At 55.6% G+C, this 18,045-nt stretch carries 6 protein-coding genes, 2 tRNA genes, 3 rRNA genes and 3 pseudogenes; all 14 read right to left on the bottom strand.

Annotated features, from left to right (window positions below):
• Positions 1–67: 67 nt before the first annotated feature.
• A pseudogene (locus tag AC6I8M_RS01630) lies at positions 68–759 on the bottom strand (aspartate/glutamate racemase family protein).
• Positions 760–909: 150 nt separating this feature from the next.
• Complete coding sequence (locus AC6I8M_RS01625; RefSeq protein ID WP_010615756.1) at positions 910–1,131, bottom strand: YdgH/BhsA/McbA-like domain containing protein; 222 nt, start codon at positions 1,129–1,131, stop codon at positions 910–912.
• Between the two features lie 106 nt (positions 1,132–1,237).
• The gene (locus tag AC6I8M_RS01620) at positions 1,238–2,686 is read right to left on the bottom strand and encodes an FUSC family protein (protein ID WP_022548231.1); all 1,449 of its coding nucleotides are present in this window, start codon (positions 2,684–2,686) and stop codon (positions 1,238–1,240) included.
• A gap of 80 nt (positions 2,687–2,766) precedes the next feature.
• Positions 2,767–6,068: pseudogene (gene metH / locus AC6I8M_RS01615) on the bottom strand (methionine synthase); the annotation flags it as partial.
• Positions 6,052–6,282: pseudogene (locus AC6I8M_RS01610) on the bottom strand (malate synthase A); the annotation flags it as partial. The pseudogenes AC6I8M_RS01610 and metH, both read right to left, overlap by 17 nt.
• A 251-nt stretch (positions 6,283–6,533) precedes the next feature.
• A complete protein-coding gene (metA, locus tag AC6I8M_RS01605) occupies positions 6,534–7,463 on the bottom strand; it encodes a homoserine O-succinyltransferase MetA (protein WP_498013640.1) in 930 nt (309 codons plus the stop codon).
• 289 nt (positions 7,464–7,752) lie between these two features.
• Positions 7,753–7,868 (bottom strand): 5S ribosomal RNA (gene rrf, locus AC6I8M_RS01600).
• Positions 7,869–8,006: 138 nt separating this feature from the next.
• Positions 8,007–10,912, bottom strand: a 23S ribosomal RNA gene (locus tag AC6I8M_RS01595).
• A gap of 224 nt (positions 10,913–11,136) precedes the next feature.
• Positions 11,137–11,209 (bottom strand) — tRNA-Ala (locus AC6I8M_RS01590).
• 149 nt (positions 11,210–11,358) lie between these two features.
• Positions 11,359–11,435, bottom strand: a tRNA-Ile gene (locus tag AC6I8M_RS01585).
• A gap of 74 nt (positions 11,436–11,509) precedes the next feature.
• Positions 11,510–13,050: ribosomal RNA gene (locus tag AC6I8M_RS01580) — 16S ribosomal RNA — on the bottom strand.
• Together the 16S, 23S and 5S rRNA genes with 2 tRNA genes alongside form the textbook arrangement of a ribosomal RNA operon.
• A 474-nt stretch (positions 13,051–13,524) precedes the next feature.
• On the bottom strand, positions 13,525–16,098 hold the full coding sequence (clpB, locus tag AC6I8M_RS01575) for an ATP-dependent chaperone ClpB (protein ID WP_010617142.1): 2,574 nt from the start codon (positions 16,096–16,098) through the stop codon (positions 13,525–13,527).
• Positions 16,099–16,224: 126 nt separating this feature from the next.
• A complete protein-coding gene (gene yfiH / locus AC6I8M_RS01570; RefSeq protein WP_498013639.1) occupies positions 16,225–16,953 on the bottom strand; it encodes a purine nucleoside phosphorylase YfiH in 729 nt (242 codons plus the stop codon).
• A complete protein-coding gene (gene rluD, locus AC6I8M_RS01565) occupies positions 16,950–17,930 on the bottom strand; it encodes a 23S rRNA pseudouridine(1911/1915/1917) synthase RluD (protein WP_498013638.1) in 981 nt (326 codons plus the stop codon). Before rluD ends, yfiH begins: the two co-directional genes overlap by 4 nt.
• Positions 17,931–18,045: the final 115 nt, after the last annotated feature.

Below are 18,045 nucleotides of genomic sequence, written 5' to 3'. Positions count from 1 at the left end.
TGCGACCATGCGGGTCGGCGTTGTGCCTTCAATGAACACATAATAACACAGCTTATAATTAAGCATGCTAGTTATTTCTTACCAGCGCCAGCTTCGCCGCGTCCTGCGCATGGATTAATGTAGTATCGAACAGCGGCACTGCCGCATCCTCCGCTTTTACCAGCAGCGTGATTTCGGTACAGCCAAGGATAATGGCTTCAGCCCCTTGTGCCACCAGCTGAGCGATGATGTCACGGTACTGCGCGCGTGATTCTTCACGGATCACGCCGAGGCAAAGCTCCTGATAAATAATGTCGTGCACCGTTTTACGTCCGGTGGCGTCCGGTACCAGCACCTCGATGTCATATTGCTGCTCAAGGCGGCCTTTATAGAATTCCTGCTCCATGGTGAACGCGGTGGCCAGCAGGCCAACGCGTTTCACGCCGGCCTGACGAATACGTTGTGCCGTGGCGTCGGCGATATGCAGCAGCGGAATGCGGGTAGCCGCGGTGATGTGATCGGCGACTTTGTGCATGGTGTTGGTGCACAGCACAATGAAATCCGCCCCGCCCTTCTCCAGGCTACGGCCAAGATTTCACCAGCCTGCTGCCATTCACCGGCGACCTGCAATTTCTCAATCTGCTGAAAATCGACGCTGTACATCAGGCTGCGCGCCGAGTGCAATCCGCCCAGCTGCTGCTTTACCTGTTCATTGATGATGCGGTAATAGAGCGCGGTGGATTCCCAGCTCATGCCGCCAATCAGGCCAATCATTTTCATCAGTTACCGTTCCCCGGGGAAATTAGCTCGTCTGGCACTGTACGTTATTCGACACCGGCTTGAAAGCGTGGCGGCGCTGAACCGCATCGCAGGCACAAAAAAGCCCGGGATAACCCGGGCTAAGCACGTTAACGGAGAAAGGGATTGTTATTATTTGTACAGCTCAGCAGTCATGTCCACGCCGTTGTCTGCGCGGGCGCTGGTGATTTTGTAGCTGTCTGCACCACTCGCTTTAGCCTGAGCGGCAACCTGGGCTTCAGCGCTATCTAGGGTGCTGCCGTGAACGGAGATGCTTTCAGCGGCGAAGCTACCGAAAGAGATCATAGAAAGAGCAGCAACAGCAGCGATGGTCAGAGTTTTTACGTTTTTCATGGTCATATTCCTTCAATGTTTGGGTCAGAGCTGAATGCTCAGCACGGGAGTTATAGTAACCATTGTTATTATTACCGACATAACAAAAATTGCGATCTTAATCACACTATGTGCGGTTTTGCGGTGCCAGCGGCTGGGGCCAGCGCGCGCCAAGATAGAGCGACAGACGGATATTAAACAAATGAAACAGCGGCGCAAACAGCGCATTTTCCTGCTGCGCCGCCGCCTCCAGCCGCAGCAGCAACACATCAAGCTCATGCAGCAGCGCAGGCGACGGCGTGCTGTCCAGCGTTTTCAGCCGCTGCTTAAGAAACTGGCTCAGCTCGTGAAACATGGCCGCGCTTTCTATCTGGTTCGCCAGCAGCAGGTGCCGATGACGGGTGTAATAGTCATAGCAGTTAGCACCGAGCCAGGCCTCCGCAATCAGGTTACCGCCCGCCACCAGCTCCGGTGCCGGATCGACGCGTTTACGCGGCAGAATCACGTTTACTCTGTCCAGCGTGCGTGCGACAAATTGCTGCCGCGCCGTCAGCGTGGCGGTGTTCATGCGCAGCGCGGTAATTAACTGCAGCAGATCGCGAATGCCTTTGCGCAGCGCACGCGTGGCCGTCCACGCCGGGCGTTTGTTGCGAATCAGCAGCGTCAGCACCAGCGCAACGGCAATTCCCACCAGCGTGGAGATCATGGCATTCACTATAAGCTGCAAATCGGGTTTGAAATGGTGGCTCATGCCAATCAAACCGGGGATCTGCGTAGCGACGATGAGACCGATCAGGTTGGTGGATGGATTGGCAATCACCAGCCCTAAATCAAACAATCCCGGCGCGAGGCAAATCACCAGCGCTTCAAACGTCACCGCCTGCGGAATCAGCAGCGTGACGTAAATCAGGCTGATCGCCATGGAGATCAGTACGCCCTTCAGAAACAGCTTCATCGGCGCGGTTGAACCATCACGCCAGCCGCTGCCAATCCAGAACAGGCAGGTGGCAAAGGTGGCAATAAAGGCAGTAAAGCAAGACAGCAGCAGCAGGCCTTTATCGACATGTTTATGCGCGCGTGACGCTTTGCCCGGTTTCACTGCTGGCGTCCAGTCACTGACGCGCTCGCTGACACTATGGTAAGCATCGGCAATACGGACAAAGTTGAGTAACCGTTCCAGCAGGCCGATGAGCAAAATGCTCTCTTCACTGTTAAGTCGCCCTTTGCGCCAGGCCTGCTGCAGTTGCTCCTGAGCGCCGGTGAGGCGATCGCGCACCGGCTGCTGCGCATCGCCGTTCAGCCATTGTAAAAATTGCTGAAAGGCCGTCGCGACATAATCGGGAAAACGGATCTGCTGCTGCGCCAGCAGATTCAGGCGCGATTCAATGGCGGTGAGCGTCGGGATCAGGTACGACAGATGCTGATACTGCACGCTGACCAGCCGCACCAGCCGCCGCGCAGCATCCCCTTCATAGACGCAGTGGGTAATCAGCGTTTCGACGTTAAGCGGATAGTTGGCCATCTGCACCAGAATATCCTCGCGCTCCAGCGATTTTGCTGCTGGCATCGCCGTCATCAGCTCGCTATGTAGCGGCGCAATTTATTGCGCAAACAATATGGCGCATTTCATTGCGCGCGCTCTGCGCCGGCAATTCATCAATGCGCGTCATACCCTAAATTCGGTGCCAGCCAGCGCTCCACGTCGCTGACGCTCATGCCTTTACGCGCCGCGTAATCTTCCACCTAGTCGCGCTGAATCTGCGCCACGGCGAAATATTTACTCTCCGGATGACTAAAATACCAGCCGGACACCGCGGCACCGGGCCACATGGCAAAGGATTCGGTCAGCTTCATGCCAGTGTGATGCTCCACATCCAGCAGCTGCCAGATTTGTGCCTTCTCGGTGTGTTCAGGACAGGCCGGATAGCCCGGAGCCGGACGAATGCCCTGATAATTTTCGCGAATCAGCTCATCGTTGCTGAGATTTTCATGGGCGGCATAGCCCCAGATCACCTTACGCACGCGCTCATGCAGATATTCGGCAAACGCCTCCGCTAGGCGATCCGCCACCGCTTTCACCATGATTTTGTTGTAATCATCGTGCTGCTGGTCGAACGCCGCCGCCAGCGCATCCTTCTCCAGCCCGCCGGTGACGGCAAACGCGCCGAGATAATCCGCTTTACCACTGGATTTCGGCGCCACGAAGTCCGCCAGACAGTAATTGGCAAAGTCGTTTTTTTTCCGTTTGCTGACGCAAATGATGGCTGACGCACAGCACGTCGCGCCGGGTCTCGTCACGGTAGATTTCAATGTCGTCGCCAACCCGGTTAGCCGGGAAAATACCGACCACGCCGCGCGGCCTGAGCGAACCCTGCGCGCTGAGGTTGTCCAGCATCGCATTGGCATCGGCAAACAGCCGTGTGGCTTCTTCGCCCACCACCTCATCTTCCAGGATGCGCGGATATTTGCCGGCCAGCGACTAGGTCATAAAAAACGGCGTCCAGTCGATGTAGTTGCGCAGCGTATCGATACTGGCCTCCACTGCGCTGACGCCGGTACGATGCGCCACCGGTGGCGTGTAACGTTGCCAGTCAATGACGTAATGATTATCGCGCGCGGCCTGCAGCGTGACCGGCGGCGTGCGCGGCTTTTTACGCGCGTGCTGAATCCGCACGGTTTCGTACTCCTTACGCGTGCGCGTCACGAACGCCTCTTTTAGCGTGGGCGACAGCAGCGAAGAGACCACGCCGACGGTGCGCGAGGCGTTCTGCACATAAACCGTCGGGCCGCTGTAATTCTGCTCAATCTTCACCGCCGTGTGCGCTTTCGAGGTGGTGGCCCCGCCAATCAGCAGCGGCAGCGTAAAGCCCTGGCGCTCCATCTCTTTCGCCACGTTCACCATCTCGTCGAGCGACGGGGTAATCAGGCCGGAAAGCCCGATAATGTCGGCGTTTTCCTCACGCGCGGTTTTCAGGATTTTGTCGCCCGGCACCATCACGCCCAGGTCGATGATTTCGTAGTTGTTACACTGCAGCACCACGCCAACAATATTTTTGCCGATGTCGTGCACGTCGCCTTTTACCGTCGCCAGCACGATTTTACCGTTGCTGCGGCCGGCCTCTTTGCTCGCCTGGATAAAGGGTTCGAGGTAAGCCACCGCCTGCTTCATCACGCGCGCCGATTTCACCACCTGCGGCAGGAACATTTTGCCCTCGCCAAACAGATCGCCGACCACATTCATGCCGGACATCAGCGGCCCTTCAATGACTTCAATCGGCCGTGCCGCAGCCTGGCGCGCCTCTTCGGTGTCCTGCTCGATAAACTCCGTGATGCCTTTCACCAGCGAATATTCCAGCCGCTTCACCACGACCCAGCTGCGTCATTCGGCCTGCTGCTTGTCCTGCTCACCCTCGCCTTTGTTGCCGCGATACTTCTCCGCCAGCGCCAGCAGTCACTCGGTGCCATCGTCGCGCCGGTTAAGGATCACGTCCTCGACCGCATCGCGCAGCTCCGCCGGCAGATCGTCATAAATCGCCAGCTGACCGGCGTTGACGATGCCCATGTCCATGCCGTTGCGGATGGCGTAGTAGAGGAACACCGCGTGAATTGCCTCACGCACCGGTTCGTTACCGCGGAACGAGAACGACACGTTGGAGACGCCGCCGGAGATCATCGCATGCGGCAATTCGCGTTTGATGTCTTCACAGGCACCGATGAAATCCATCGCGTAGTTGTTGTTCTCTTCGATGCCGGTGGCGACGGCAAAGATATTGGGGTCGAAAATGATGTCTTCCGGCGTGAAACCGACCTCTTCGGTGAGGATGCAGTAGGCGCGGCGGCAGATATCAATTTTGCGCGCGCGGGTGTCCGCCTAGCCCACTTCGTCAAATGCCATCACCACCACCGCCGCGCCGTAGCGCCGCACTTCGCGCGCGTGCGCAATAAACGGCTCGACGCCCTCTTTCATCGAGATGGAGTTGACGATGCCTTTGCCCTGAATGCACTGCAGGCCTTTTTCAATTACCTCCCATTTCGAGGAGTCGATCATGATCGGCACGCGCGCAATATCCGGCTCACCGGCAATCAGGTTGAGAAAGCGCACCATGGCCGCTTCCGCGTCCAGCATGCCTTCATCCATATTGATATCGATAATCTGCGCGCCGTTTTCCACCTGCTGGCGCGCCACGTCCAGCGCTTCGTTGTACTTCTCTTCTTTAATCAGGCGCTTAAATTTGCGCCGAGCCGGTCACGTTAGTGCGCTCACCAACGTTGACGAACAGTGAATCGGCCTGAATATTGAGCGGTTCGAGGCCAGACAAACGGCAGGCGACGGCTATTTCCGGTAGCGGCCGCGGTGCGACGCCCTCGACCGCTGCCGCCATCGCCGCAATGTGCTGCGGCGTGGTGCCACAGCAGCCACCGATAATGTTGAGGAAGCCGGCGCGCGCCCACTCGCCAATCTGCGCCGCCATCGTCGCCGCATCAAGGTCATATTCGCCGAAGGCATTTGGCAGACCGGCGTTGGGGTGTGCGCTGACATAGCCTTCCGCAATGCGCGACAGCTCCTGCACATACTGGCGCAGTTCGTCCGGGCCAAGCGCGCAGTTGAGGCCGAACGACAGCGGCTGCGCGTGGCGCAGTGAGTTGTAGAATCCTTCCGTGGTCTGGCCGGAGAGCGTACGGCCTGACGCATCGGTAATGATGCCGGAGATCATCAGCGGCAGCGTCACGCCCATCGCTTCCATCTAACTCTGTACCGCATAGATCGCCGCTTTGGCATTCAGGGTATCGAACACCGTTTCGATCATGATGATATCGGCACCGCCGCTAATCAGCGCATGGGTCGATTCGCGGTACGCGTCCACCAGCTGATTGAAGGTGATGTTACGGAACGCGGGATCGTTGACGTCTGGCGAGATTGAGCAGGTGCGGTTGGTCGGGCCGAGCACGCCAGTCACTTTGCCCAATGGAAGCGGTTTCCGAATTGAAATCTGGCAACGCCCCCTGATCGTAGCGCTGCTGACGCGCTTTCAGCAGACGCTCGCGCTCGGGTGCAAAGCGCACGACCAGCGAGTGCAGGAAATCAATGGCTTCGGGCGTGAGCAGCTGCTTCTCCGCGTGGGTAAAGGGCTGGCTAAAGGTCAGTGTCGGGCTGATAACCGTGTCTGTCATGCGGGCTGCCTCTTGGTTTGATCCTTTCTCTAACGACAGGATCGGGCTTTAGGGTGTTTTTTAACCGGCAAGATCAGAGCATAATCATTTTTATTTAAAAAACTATTTCCATTTTTATATTTAATTTATCTGATTTAACTGTAATTTAATCTCGCGAAATAAAGGCAATACGTTCCATCATAAAAAGACAAAAAAAGCCGCGACAACACGCGGCTGTCACGGCAGGTTTAAACGCGCTTTTAGCAGGCGTTTTACTCGAGCGTTGGATTCATGTGGCGCAGATCGAATGGCGTAATCTGGTAGACGTAGTAGTTTAGCCAGTTGGAGAACAGCAGGTTGCCGTGGCTACGCCAGGTGGCGCGCGGAGGCAATTCCGGGTTGTCCTGCGGGAAGTAGTTGAACGGCACCTCAGGGTGCAGGCCAGCCTCGTCGTCCCGACGGTACTCACCCGACAGCGTGAGTGCGTCATATTCCGGATGGCCAGTGACAAAGGCCAGTCGTTTGTCTTTACTCGCCATCAGATAGGCGCCGGTGCTTTCCGATTCGGCAAACAGCTCGAGATCGGTGTAGTCACGAATCAGCTGGCTGGGAAAATCAGCATAGCGTGAATGCGGCGCCAAGAAGTTATCATCAAAACCGCGCGTCAGCAGCGCGTGCGGATGAAGGATCTGATGCTCATAGACGCCAGACAGCTTGTTCTGTCGCGTCTGTTTGGGAATGCCATACAGAATGTTAAGCGCAGCCTGCACCGCCCAGCAAACAAACAGGGTAGAAGTGACGTGCTCTTTCGCCCAGTGCAGCACCCGCTGAATCTGTGGCCAGTAGGCAACATCATTGAAATCAACCAGCCCCAGCGGCGCACCGGTGACAATCAGGCCGTCAAAGTTATCGTTAGCGATATCGTCGAAGTTGCAGTAAAAGTTGTTCAGATGCTCGCTTGGCGTGTTGCGCGACTCACGGCTGTCGATGCGTAACAGCTGAACATCGATCTGCAGCGGCGAGTTAGAGAGCAGGCGCAGAAACTGGTTTTCAGTTTCAATTTTTTTTGGCATCAGGTTAAGAATCAAGACTTTAAGCGGACGAATCTCCTGAACACTGGCGCGCGATGAGGTCATGACAAAGACATTCTCATTACGCAAAAAATTAACTGCCGGTAATTCGTCGGGGATCCTGATTGGCATAACCTGCTGACCTCTTGTGCTGATAACCATATAAACGTTTAGACATCCAGATGCCCGAGATTAGCCTGGCTGCCGCTGGATGTCGAGTCTTCATGCTGTTTATGAAAATGTTTCAGCATTGAACGGCAATAGCCGTGAGCGCCGCGCGGTGATCAGCAGCAATAAGGTCGAGAAAAAAGCGCGTTAGAATTTTTTCAGGGTTAAATAAGTCGTTATGGAGAGGTTTTTGGCGATCGCCAGACGTAAAAAAGCCCCGAACGAAGGTTCGGGGCTTCTTTACTTGTTTGATGCCTGGCAGTTCCCTACTCTCGCATGGGGAGGCCCCACACTACCATCGGCGCTACGGCGTTTCACTTCTGAGTTCGGCATGGGGTCAGGTGGGACCACCGCGCTGTTGCCGCCAGGCAAATTCTGGTGCTCGAAACGAATATTTTTCACTGATGCTGCGTTGCCTCAGCGCAAAATCTTTCGTTTCCGCTAATTTTATCCGTCACAAACTGAAAATTCTTTCTGTCTCTCAGCTTAAAACGCCTCTGGCGTTGTAAGGTTAAGCCTCACGGGTCATTAGTACCGGTTAGCTCAACGCATCGCTGCGCTTACACACCCGGCCTATCAACGTCGTCGTCTTCAACGTCCCTTCAGGACCCTCAAGGGGTCAGGGAGAACTCATCTCGGGGCAAGTTTCGTGCTTAGATGCTTTCAGCACTTATCTCTTCCGCACTTAGCTACCGGGCAGTGCCATTGGCATGACAACCCGAACACCAGCGGTGCGTTCACTCCGGTCCTCTCGTACTAGGAGCAACCCCCCTCAATTCTCCAGCGCCCACGGCAGATAGGGACCGAACTGTCTCACGACGTTCTAAACCCAGCTCGCGTACCACTTTAAACGGCGAACAGCTGTACCCTTGGGACCTACTTCAGCCCCAGGATGTGATGAGCCGACATCGAGGTGCCAAACACCGCCGTCGATATGAACTCTTGGGCGGTATCAGCCTGTTATCCCCGGAGTACCTTTTATCCGTTGAGCGATGGCCCTTCCATTCAGAACCACCGGATCACTATGACCTGCTTTCGCACCTGCTCGAGCCGTCACTCTCGCAGTCAAGCTGGCTTATGCCATTGCACTAACCTCCTGATGTCCGACCAGGATTAGCCAACCTTCGTGCTCCTCCGTTACGCTTTGGGAGGAGACCGCCCCAGTCAAACTACCCACCAGACACTGTCCGCAGCCCGGATTACGGGCCTACGTTAGAACATCAAACATTAAAGGGTGGTATTTCAAGGTTGGCTCCACGCAGACTGGCGTCCGCGCTTCAAAGCCTCCCACCTATCCTACACATCAAGGCTCAATGTTCAGTGTCAAGCTATAGTAAAGGTTCACGGGGTCTTTCCGTCTTGCCGCGGGTACACTGCATCTTCACAGCGATTTCAATTTCACTGAGTCTCGGGTGGAGACAGCCTGGCCATCATTACGCCATTCGTGCAGGTCGGAACTTACCCGACAAGGAATTTCGCTACCTTAGGACCGTTATAGTTACGGCCGCCGTTTACCGGGGCTTCGATCAAGAGCTTCTCCTTGCGGATAACCCCATCAATTAACCTTCCGGCACCGGGCAGGCGTCACACCGTATACGTCCACTTTCGTGTTTGCACAGTGCTGTGTTTTTAATAAACAGTTGCAGCCAGCTGGTATCTTCGACTGGCCTCGGCTCCGGGAGCAAGTCCCTTCACCTACGCGCCAGCGTGCCTTCTCCCGAAGTTACGGCACCATTTTGCCTAGTTCCTTCACCCGAGTTCTCTCAAGCGCCTTGGTATTCTCTACCTGACCACCTGTGTCGGTTTGGGGTACGATTTCGTGTTACCTGGAGCTTAGAGGCTTTTCCTGGAAGCAGGGCATCAGTTACTTCACCGCCGTAGCGGCTTGTCGTCACGCCTCAGTGTTAAAGAAGACCGGATTTGCCTGGTCTTCACACCTGCCCGCTTAAACCGGGACAACCGTCGCCCGGATAACCTAGCCTTCTCCGTCCCCCCTTCGCAGTAACACCAAGTACAGGAATATTAACCTGTTTCCCATCAACTACGCTTTTCAGCCTCGCCTTAGGGGTCGACTCACCCTGCCCCGATTAACGTTGGACAGGAACCCTTGGTCTTCCGGCGAGCGGGCTTTTCACCCGCTTTATCGTTACTTATGTCAGCATTCGCACTTCTGATACCTCCAGCGTGCCTCACAGCACACCTTCAGCGGCTTACAGAACGCTCCCCTACCCAACAACGCATAAGCGTCGCTGCCGCAGCTTCGGTGCATGGTTTAGCCCCGTTACATCTTCCGCGCAGGCCGACTCGACCAGTGAGCTATTACGCTTTCTTTAAATGATGGCTGCTTCTAAGCCAACATCCTGGCTGTCTTTGCCTTCCCACATCGTTTCCCACTTAACCATGACTTTGGGACCTTAGCTGGCGGTCTGGGTTGTTTCCCTCTTCACGACGGACGTTAGCACCCGCCGTGTGTCTCCCGTGATAACATTCTCCGGTATTCGCAGTTTGCATCGGCTTGGTAAGCCGGGATGGCCCCCTAGCCGAAACAGTGCTCTACCCCCGGAGATGAGTTCACGAGGCGCTACCTAAATAGCTTTCGGGGAGAACCAGCTATCTCCCGGTTTGATTGGCCTTTCACCCCCAGCCACAAGTCATCCGCTAATTTTTCAACATTAGTCGGTTCGGTCCTCCAGTTAGTGTTACCCAACCTTCAACCTGCCCATGGCTAGATCACCGGGTTTCGGGTCTATACCCTGCAACTTAACGCCCAATTAAGACTCGGTTTCCCTTCGGCTCCCCTATGCGGTTAACCTTGCTACAGAATATAAGTCGCTGACCCATTATACAAAAGGTACGCAGTCACCTAACAAGTAGGCTTCCACTGCTTGTACGTACACGGTTTCAGGTTCTGTTTCACTCCCCTCGCCGGGGTTCTTTTCGCCTTTCCCTCACGGTACTTGTTCACTATCGGTCAGTCAGGAGTATTTAGCCTTGGAGGATGGTCCCCCCATGTTCAGACAGGATACCACGTGTCCCGCCCTACTCGTCGGACTCACAACTTATGCATCTTCGTGTACGGGGCTGTCACCCGGTATCGCGCGACTTTCCAGACGCTTCCACTGATGCACAAGCTGATTCAGGTCCTGGGCTGCTCCCCGTTCGCTCGCCGCTACTGGGGGAATCTCGGTTGATTTTTTTTCCTCGGGGTACTTAGATGTTTCAGTTCCCCCGGTTCGCCTCGTTAACCTATGTATTCAGTTAACGATAATGCACAAGTGCATTGGGTTTCCCCATTCGGACATCGACGGCTGTAGCGGTTCATAATCACCTTACCGTCGCTTTTCGCAGATTAGCACGTCCTTCATCGCCTCTGACTGCCAGGGCATCCACCGTGTACGCTTAGTCGCTTAACCTCACAACCCACAGGCGTTTATCTGTCTGCCATAACGGCATCACAGTTGCTTGTAAGCTGTAAGCTTTTGAGAGACTCGAACGCATCGCCACTTCATTCTTATTACGGAGAATGAACGCGACGCGTCGTTTCAAATTTTCAGCTTGTTCCTGATTGTTAAAGAGCAAATACTTCGCAGCACACCGTCGCCGGTATACTCTGAATTAAGTTTCAGTACTGTAATAGTGGAGCTAAGCGGGATCGAACCGCTGACCTCCTGCGTGCAAGGCAGGCGCTCTCCCAGCTGAGCTATAGCCCCATACAGTCACTGCAGAGACCATCTACATCCACTCACCAGGAGTCACGTTTCTAGCACGGGAAATGTGATTTCATCTCAGGCAAGGCATGTTTTCGCGAAGCATAGTGAACTATGCGAGCCGGAAACATAACGCAGAATGAGAAGAAATCTGGTAGGCCTGAGTGGACTTGAACCACCGACCTCACCCTTATCAGGGGTGCGCTCTAACCACCTGAGCTACAAGCCTGTAGAGGTTTTTTCTGCTCGTTACTTTTCTATCAGACAATCTGTGTGAGCACTTCGCGGGAGGGTATCTTCAGGTAAGGAGGTGATCCAACCGCAGGTTCCCCTACGGTTACCTTGTTACGACTTCACCCCAGTCATGAATCACAAAGTGGTAAGCGCCCTCCCAAGGTTAAGCTACCTACTTCTTTTGCAACCCACTCCCATGGTGTGACGGGCGGTGTGTACAAGGCCCGGGAACGTATTCACCGTAGCATTCTGATCTACGATTACTAGCGATTCCGACTTCATGGAGTCGAGTTGCAGACTCCAATCCGGACTACGACGCACTTTATGAGGTCCGCTTGCTCTCGCGAGGTCGCTTCTCTTTGTATGCACCATTGTAGCACGTGTGTAGCCCTGGCCGTAAGGGCCATGATGACTTGACGTCATCCCCACCTTCCTCCGGTTTATCACCGGCAGTCTCCTTTGAGTTCCCGGCCGAGCCGCTGGCAACAAAGGATAAGGGTTGCGCTCGTTGCGGGACTTAACCCAACATTTCACAACACGAGCTGACGACAGCCATGCAGCACCTGTCTCAGAGTTCCCGAAGGCACCAAAGCATCTCTGCTAAGTTCTCTGGATGTCAAGGCCAGGTAAGGTTCTTCGCGTTGCATCGAATTAAACCACATGCTCCACCGCTTGTGCGGGCCCCCGTCAATTCATTTGAGTTTTAACCTTGCGGCCGTACTCCCCAGGCGGTCGACTTAACGCGTTAGCTCCGGAAGTTACGCCTCAAGGGCACAACCTCCAAGTCGACATCGTTTACGGCGTGGACTACCAGGGTATCTAATCCTGTTTGCTCCCCACGCTTTCGCACCTGAGCGTCAGTCTTCGTCCAGGGGGCCGCCTTCGCCACCGGTATTCCTCCAGATCTCTACGCATTTCACCGCTACACCTGGAATTCTACCCCCCTCTACGAGACTCAAGCCTGCCAGTTTCAAATGCAGTTCCCAGGTTAAGCCCGGGGATTTCACATCTGACTTAACAGACCGCCTGCGTGCGCTTTACGCCCAGTAATTCCGATTAACGCTTGCACCCTCCGTATTACCGCGGCTGCTGGCACGGAGTTAGCCGGTGCTTCTTCTGCGGGTAACGTCAATCGGCGAGGTTATTAACCTCACCGCCTTCCTCCCCGCTGAAAGTACTTTACAACCCGAAAGCCTTCTTCATACACGCGGCATGGCTGCATCAGGCTTGCGCCCATTGTGCAATATTCCTCACTGCTGCCTCCCGTAGGAGTCTGGACCGTGTCTCAGTTCCAGTGTGGCTGGTCATCCTCTCAGACCAGCTAGGGATCGTCGCCTAGGTGAGCCATTACCCCACCTACTAGCTAATCCCATCTGGGCACATCCGATGGTGTGAGGCCCGAAGGTCCCCCACTTTGGTCTCGCGACGTTATGCGGTATTAGCTACCGTTTCCAGTAGTTATCCCCCTCCATCGGGCAGTTTCCCAGACATTACTCACCCGTCCGCCACTCGCCACCTAAAGAGCAAGCTCTTCTGTGCTGCCGTTCGACTTGCATGTGTTAGGCCTGCCGCCAGCGTTCAATCTGAGCCATGATCAAACTCTTCAATTTAAAGTTTGATTTGCTGCAACCAGTGCAGCGATGCTCTGTGAATTAAACTTCGTAATGAATTACGTGTTCACTCAGCAAAGACTTGATATTTTTTAAAGCCCGCAGGCTTGCGATATCAATCCTGCGAGTGCCCACACAGATTGTCTGATAAATTGTTAAAGAGCGGTGCGACGCGGCGTTCGGCCTGTTGTCGCAAGGTCGCGTATATTACGCTTTCCTCCTTCAGAGTCAAACACTTTTTTCAGCGTTTTTCTCCGGCGGGGTGAATCGCTTCACGCCCTGCTGAGCCGCCTGCGTTGCCGCTTTGCCGTCTCAGTGGTGGCGCATTATAGGGACTTCGTTTCGCCTGACAAGCGCTAATTTGCAGTTTTTGCGCGACCGCTCACTTTCTAGGCAACACGTTGCAAAAACCAGCTGATTCTTGCGAAACAGCATAAAAAAACGGGCCCTGAGGCCCGTTTTTGTCACGTTGCGTTATTGATGCGCGACGATGGCATCGTCCTGAACATCCATTTCGATGGTTTTTCCCGGAACCAGCGCGCCAGACAAAATCTTCTGCGCCAGCGGGTTTTCAATCTGCTGCTGGATGGCCCGTTTCAATGGCCGCGCACCATAAACCGGATCGTAACCATTTTCGCCCAGCAGTTTCAGCGCCGCGTCGCAGATGTGCAGCTGGTAACCGCGCTCTTCCAGACGCTGATATAGCCGCTGCAGCTGAATCTGCGCAATCGAGGCAATATGTTTTTCACCCAGCGGATGGAATACCACCACCTCATCAATACGGTTGATAAACTCCGGACGGAAATGGTGTCCGACAACCGTAATCACCACATCTTTCATTTCCGCGTAATCAAGCGCGCCGAAACGTTCCTGAATCAGATCCGAACCGAGGTTAGATGTCATGATCACCACGGTATTGCGGAAGTCCACGGTGCGCCCCTGACCATCGGTCAGACGCCCGTCGTCCAGCACCTGCAGCAGAATGTTGAACACATCCGCATGCGCTTTTTCCACCTCATCCAGCAAAATCACCGAATAAGGGCGACGACGCACCGCCTCTGTCAGGTAACCGCCCTCTTCATAACCGATGTAGCCTGGAGGTGCACCGACCAGACGCGACACCGAATGTTTCTCCATGAATTCCGACATATCGATACGCACCATCGCATCGTCACTGTCGAACAGGAAATTAGCCAGCGCCTTGCACAGTTCGGTTTTACCGACACCGGTCGGTCCAAGGAACAGGAACGATCCGATTGGCCGGTTCGGGTCAGACAAACCAGCGCGGCTACGGCGAATGGCGTTCGATACCGCTTCAACCGCTTCGTCCTGGCCGATGACCCGGGCATGCAGCTCCTGCTCCATCCGCAACAGTTTATCGCGCTCACCTTCCATCATGCGGGCCACCGGAATACCGGTCCAGCGCGCCAGCACATCGGCGATCTCGACATCCGTTACGCGGTTGCGTAACAGCTTCATGGTTTTACCTTCAGCCTGCGTGGCGCTTGCCAGCTGTTTTTCCAGCTCCGGAATCTTGCCGTACTGCAGTTCCGACATCTGGCCAAGGTCACCCACCCGCCGTGCCTGCTCCATGGCCAGACGCGCCTGCTCCAGCTCAGCTTTAATGTTTTGCGTGCCGGTCAGCGAGGCTTTTTCCGCTTTCCACTCTTCTTCGAGCTCAGCATATTCGCGCTCTTTCTGAGCCAGCTCGCTTTCCAGCATCTCCAGACGCTTAACGCTGGCGTCATCCGATTCTTTCTTCAGCGCCTGCTGCTCCAGTTTGAGCTGGATGATGCGCCGTTCGAGACGATCGAGCGGTTCCGGCTTGGAGTCAATCTGCAAACGAATACTCGACGCCGCCTCATCAATCAGATCGATGGCTTTGTCCGGCAACTGGCGATCGGCAATATAGCGGTGCGACAACGTTGCCGCAGCTACAATCGCCGGATCGGTAATTTGCACATGGTGATGCAGCTCATAACGCTCTTTCAGGCCACGCAGAATGGCGATGGTGTCTTCCACGCTCGGTTCGGCGACGAACACTTTCTGGAAACGGCGCTCCAGCGCGGCATCTTTCTCAATGTACTGGCGATATTCATCCAGCGTGGTGGCACCCACACAGTGCAGTTCACCGCGCGCCAGCGCTGGCTTCAGCATGTTGCCGGCATCCATCGCGCCGTCGGCTTTACCGGCGCCAACCATAGTATGCAGCTCATCGATAAACAGAATGACGTTGCCTTCCTGTTTGGCGAGGTCGTTCAGTACGCCTTTCAGGCGCTCTTCAAACTCGCCGCGATATTTCGCGCCAGCCACCAGCGCGCCCATATCCAGCGCCAGTACGCGCCGGCCTTTCAGCCCTTCCGGCACTTCGCCGTTAATGATGCGCTGCGCCAGCCCTTCAACGATGGCGGTTTTACCGACGCCCGGTTCACCGATGAGCACCGGGTTGTTTTTGGTACGACGCTGCAATACCTGAATGGTACGGCGAATCTCTTCGTCACGCCCGATAACCGGATCTAACTTGCCGAGCTCAGCGCGCTCCGTCAGATCGATGGTGTATTTTTTCAAAGCTTGGCGCTGATCTTCAGCCCCCTGATCGTTCACGTTTTCCCCTCCCCGCAGTTGCTCGATGGCCTTAGCGAGTTTGTCCGCCGTGGCACCGGCAGACTTCAGTAAGTCCGCCAGCGAGCCGCGCGATTCGAGGGCCGCTAGAACAAATAATTCAGATGAAATAAAGTTGTCGCCGTGCTTTTGCGCCAGCTTGTCGCACAGATTCAGTACCCGGACCAAATCCGCTGATGGCTGAACGTCGCCGTCGGTCCCTTCGACCTGCGGCAAACGATTGATGGCTTGTTCGATGCTGGTACGCAGGTTAGCGACATCCGCTCCCCCCGCGCTAAGCAGCGGACGTACCGATCCACCCTCTTGGTTGAGCAGCGCGCTCATCAGGTGCAGGGGTTCGATGAATTGATTATCGTGTCCCAGAGCAAGGGACTGTGCATCGGCCAGGGCCAACTGGAATTTGTTGGTAAGACGATCCAGACGCATGATTCCTCCCATTACAGGTCAAAATGCTACTGGAGATTAAAATGAGGTCATCCCTCAAATTTTCAAGGTTAATGACCTGAGTTGTGAGCAAAAAATACGCTTACTGGATCGTCTTGCGGCGTAAGGTTATCTCAGCCAAATCAAAGTTGCCATACGCCCGGTGATTCCGTCGCGTCGGAAGGAGAAAAAATCGGCGCTTTCCTGATAGGTACAGCGCGCGTCAGCCGTGACAGATCGCACGCCAGCGGCCTGCAGGCGTTGGGTTGCCAGCAGCCAGATATCGGCAAAATATTTCTCACCGACCGGGCGAAAAGCCGCATCGGCAGCGGCATCCTGCGCCAGGAACGCACTGCGCACCTCGGCCCCCACTTCAAATGCCTGCGGACCAATCGCCGGACCGAGCCAAGCATGAATCTCGCTCGCCGGGCAGTAAAACTGTGCCAGCGTTTGCTCCAGCACCCCATGACACAACCCGCGCCAGCCGGCATGTGCCGCGGCAAATTCGCTGCCATCGTCGCTGCAAAACAGCACCGGCAGGCAGTCGGCGGTCATCACTGCACAGACTACGCCGCTTTCCCGCGTTATCGCCGCATCGGCACGCGGCAGGGACGCTGCCGCCGGCAGACGCGCCACCGTCTGGCCGTGCACCTGCTCCAGCCACTGCGGCATCGCCGGTAGCGCCAGCTGCTCGACCACGCGCTGACGATTGTGAATCACGCGATCCGCCTCGTCTCCGACGTGCGCGCCGAGGTTGAGGGAATCCCATGGCGCAGCGCTAACGCCGCCGTGCCGCGTGGTCGAATAAGCCTGCACGCGCGCCGGCGCCGGCCACTGCGGCACGATCCAGTCACTCATAGCCAGTCCAGCTGATCACGGAACTCGTCGGTATCGGCTTTCAGTGCATCAATCAGATCAACCATGTCCTGCGGCAATGGCGCGTGCCACTCCATCTCAATCCCGGTGATCGGATGATAGAGACGCAGCATAGTGGCATGTAGCGCCTGACGGTCAAAACCGCGCAGCGTACTGATGAAAGCCTCAGAAGCGCCCTTTGGCGGACGCGGACGACCACCGTACAGCGGATCGCACACCAGCGGATGTTTAATGTGCGCCATGTGCACGCGAATCTGGTGAGTACGGCCGGTTTCCAGGCGCAAGCGTAAGCGCGTATGGGCGCGGAAATGCTCCATGATGCGATAGTGGGTTGTCGCCGGTTTACCCATCGGATGCACCGCCATATGGGTACGCTTGGTAGAGTGACGCGCCATTGGCTCGTTCACCGTCCCGCCGGCGGTCATGGTGCCAATCGCCACCGCTTCATATTCGCGGGTGATTTCACGCAGCTGCAGCGTTTCAACCAGATGCGTCTGCGCCGGTACCGTTTTGGCCACCACCATCAGTCCGGTGGTGTCTTTATCCAGACGGTGCACGATGCCGGCGCGCGGCACGTCGGCAATCGCCGGATAGTGATAAAGCAGCACATTCAGTACCGTGCCGTCCGGATTACCGGCGCCAGGGTGGACCACTAAGTCGCGCGGTTTATTGATCACCAGAATGTGGTCATCTTCATAAACGATATCCAGCGGAATATTTTGCGCTTCCCAGCGCTGCTCCTCTTCGATCTCGGCATCAATCGCCACCCGCTCACCGCCGAGTACTTTCTCTTTCGGTTTATCGATGATGGTGCCGTTGACGCTGACCCGACGCTCAAGGATCCACTCTTTTATGCGGGAACGTGAATAATCAGGGAACAATTCCGCCAAAGTCTGATCTAAGCGTTGTCCAAGCTGTGCTTTGGACACCGTTGCGGTGGGTTGAACTTGTTGTGCCATATACAGCTTCTTCGTTAACGTTGGGTTTTCACGGCGATGCCGTTTAATATAATGTGCTATCGTACTGGTCATTACCGGGAGCTATACGGACAGCTTCCGCCATAACACTTTGAGG

This window comes from Type-A symbiont of Plautia stali (assembly GCF_059731155.1).
Note: the sequence above shows the minus strand (reverse complement) of the source record. Positions and strands in the feature narration are given on the sequence as shown.

Excerpts from the sequence above, each read along its gene's own strand:
- AC6I8M_RS01625 (WP_010615756.1), bottom strand. The coding sequence starts at position 1,131 with ATGAAAAACGTAAAAACTCTGACCATCGCTGCTGTTGCTGCTCTTTCT.
- AC6I8M_RS01620 (WP_022548231.1), bottom strand. The coding sequence starts at position 2,686 with ATGACGGCGATGCCAGCAGCAAAATCGCTGGAGCGCGAGGATATTCTG.
- metA (WP_498013640.1), bottom strand. The coding sequence starts at position 7,463 with ATGCCAATCAGGATCCCCGACGAATTACCGGCAGTTAATTTTTTGCGT.
- clpB (WP_010617142.1), bottom strand. The coding sequence starts at position 16,098 with ATGCGTCTGGATCGTCTTACCAACAAATTCCAGTTGGCCCTGGCCGAT.
- yfiH (WP_498013639.1), bottom strand. The coding sequence starts at position 16,953 with ATGAGTGACTGGATCGTGCCGCAGTGGCCGGCGCCGGCGCGCGTGCAG.
- rluD (WP_498013638.1), bottom strand. The coding sequence starts at position 17,930 with ATGGCACAACAAGTTCAACCCACCGCAACGGTGTCCAAAGCACAGCTT.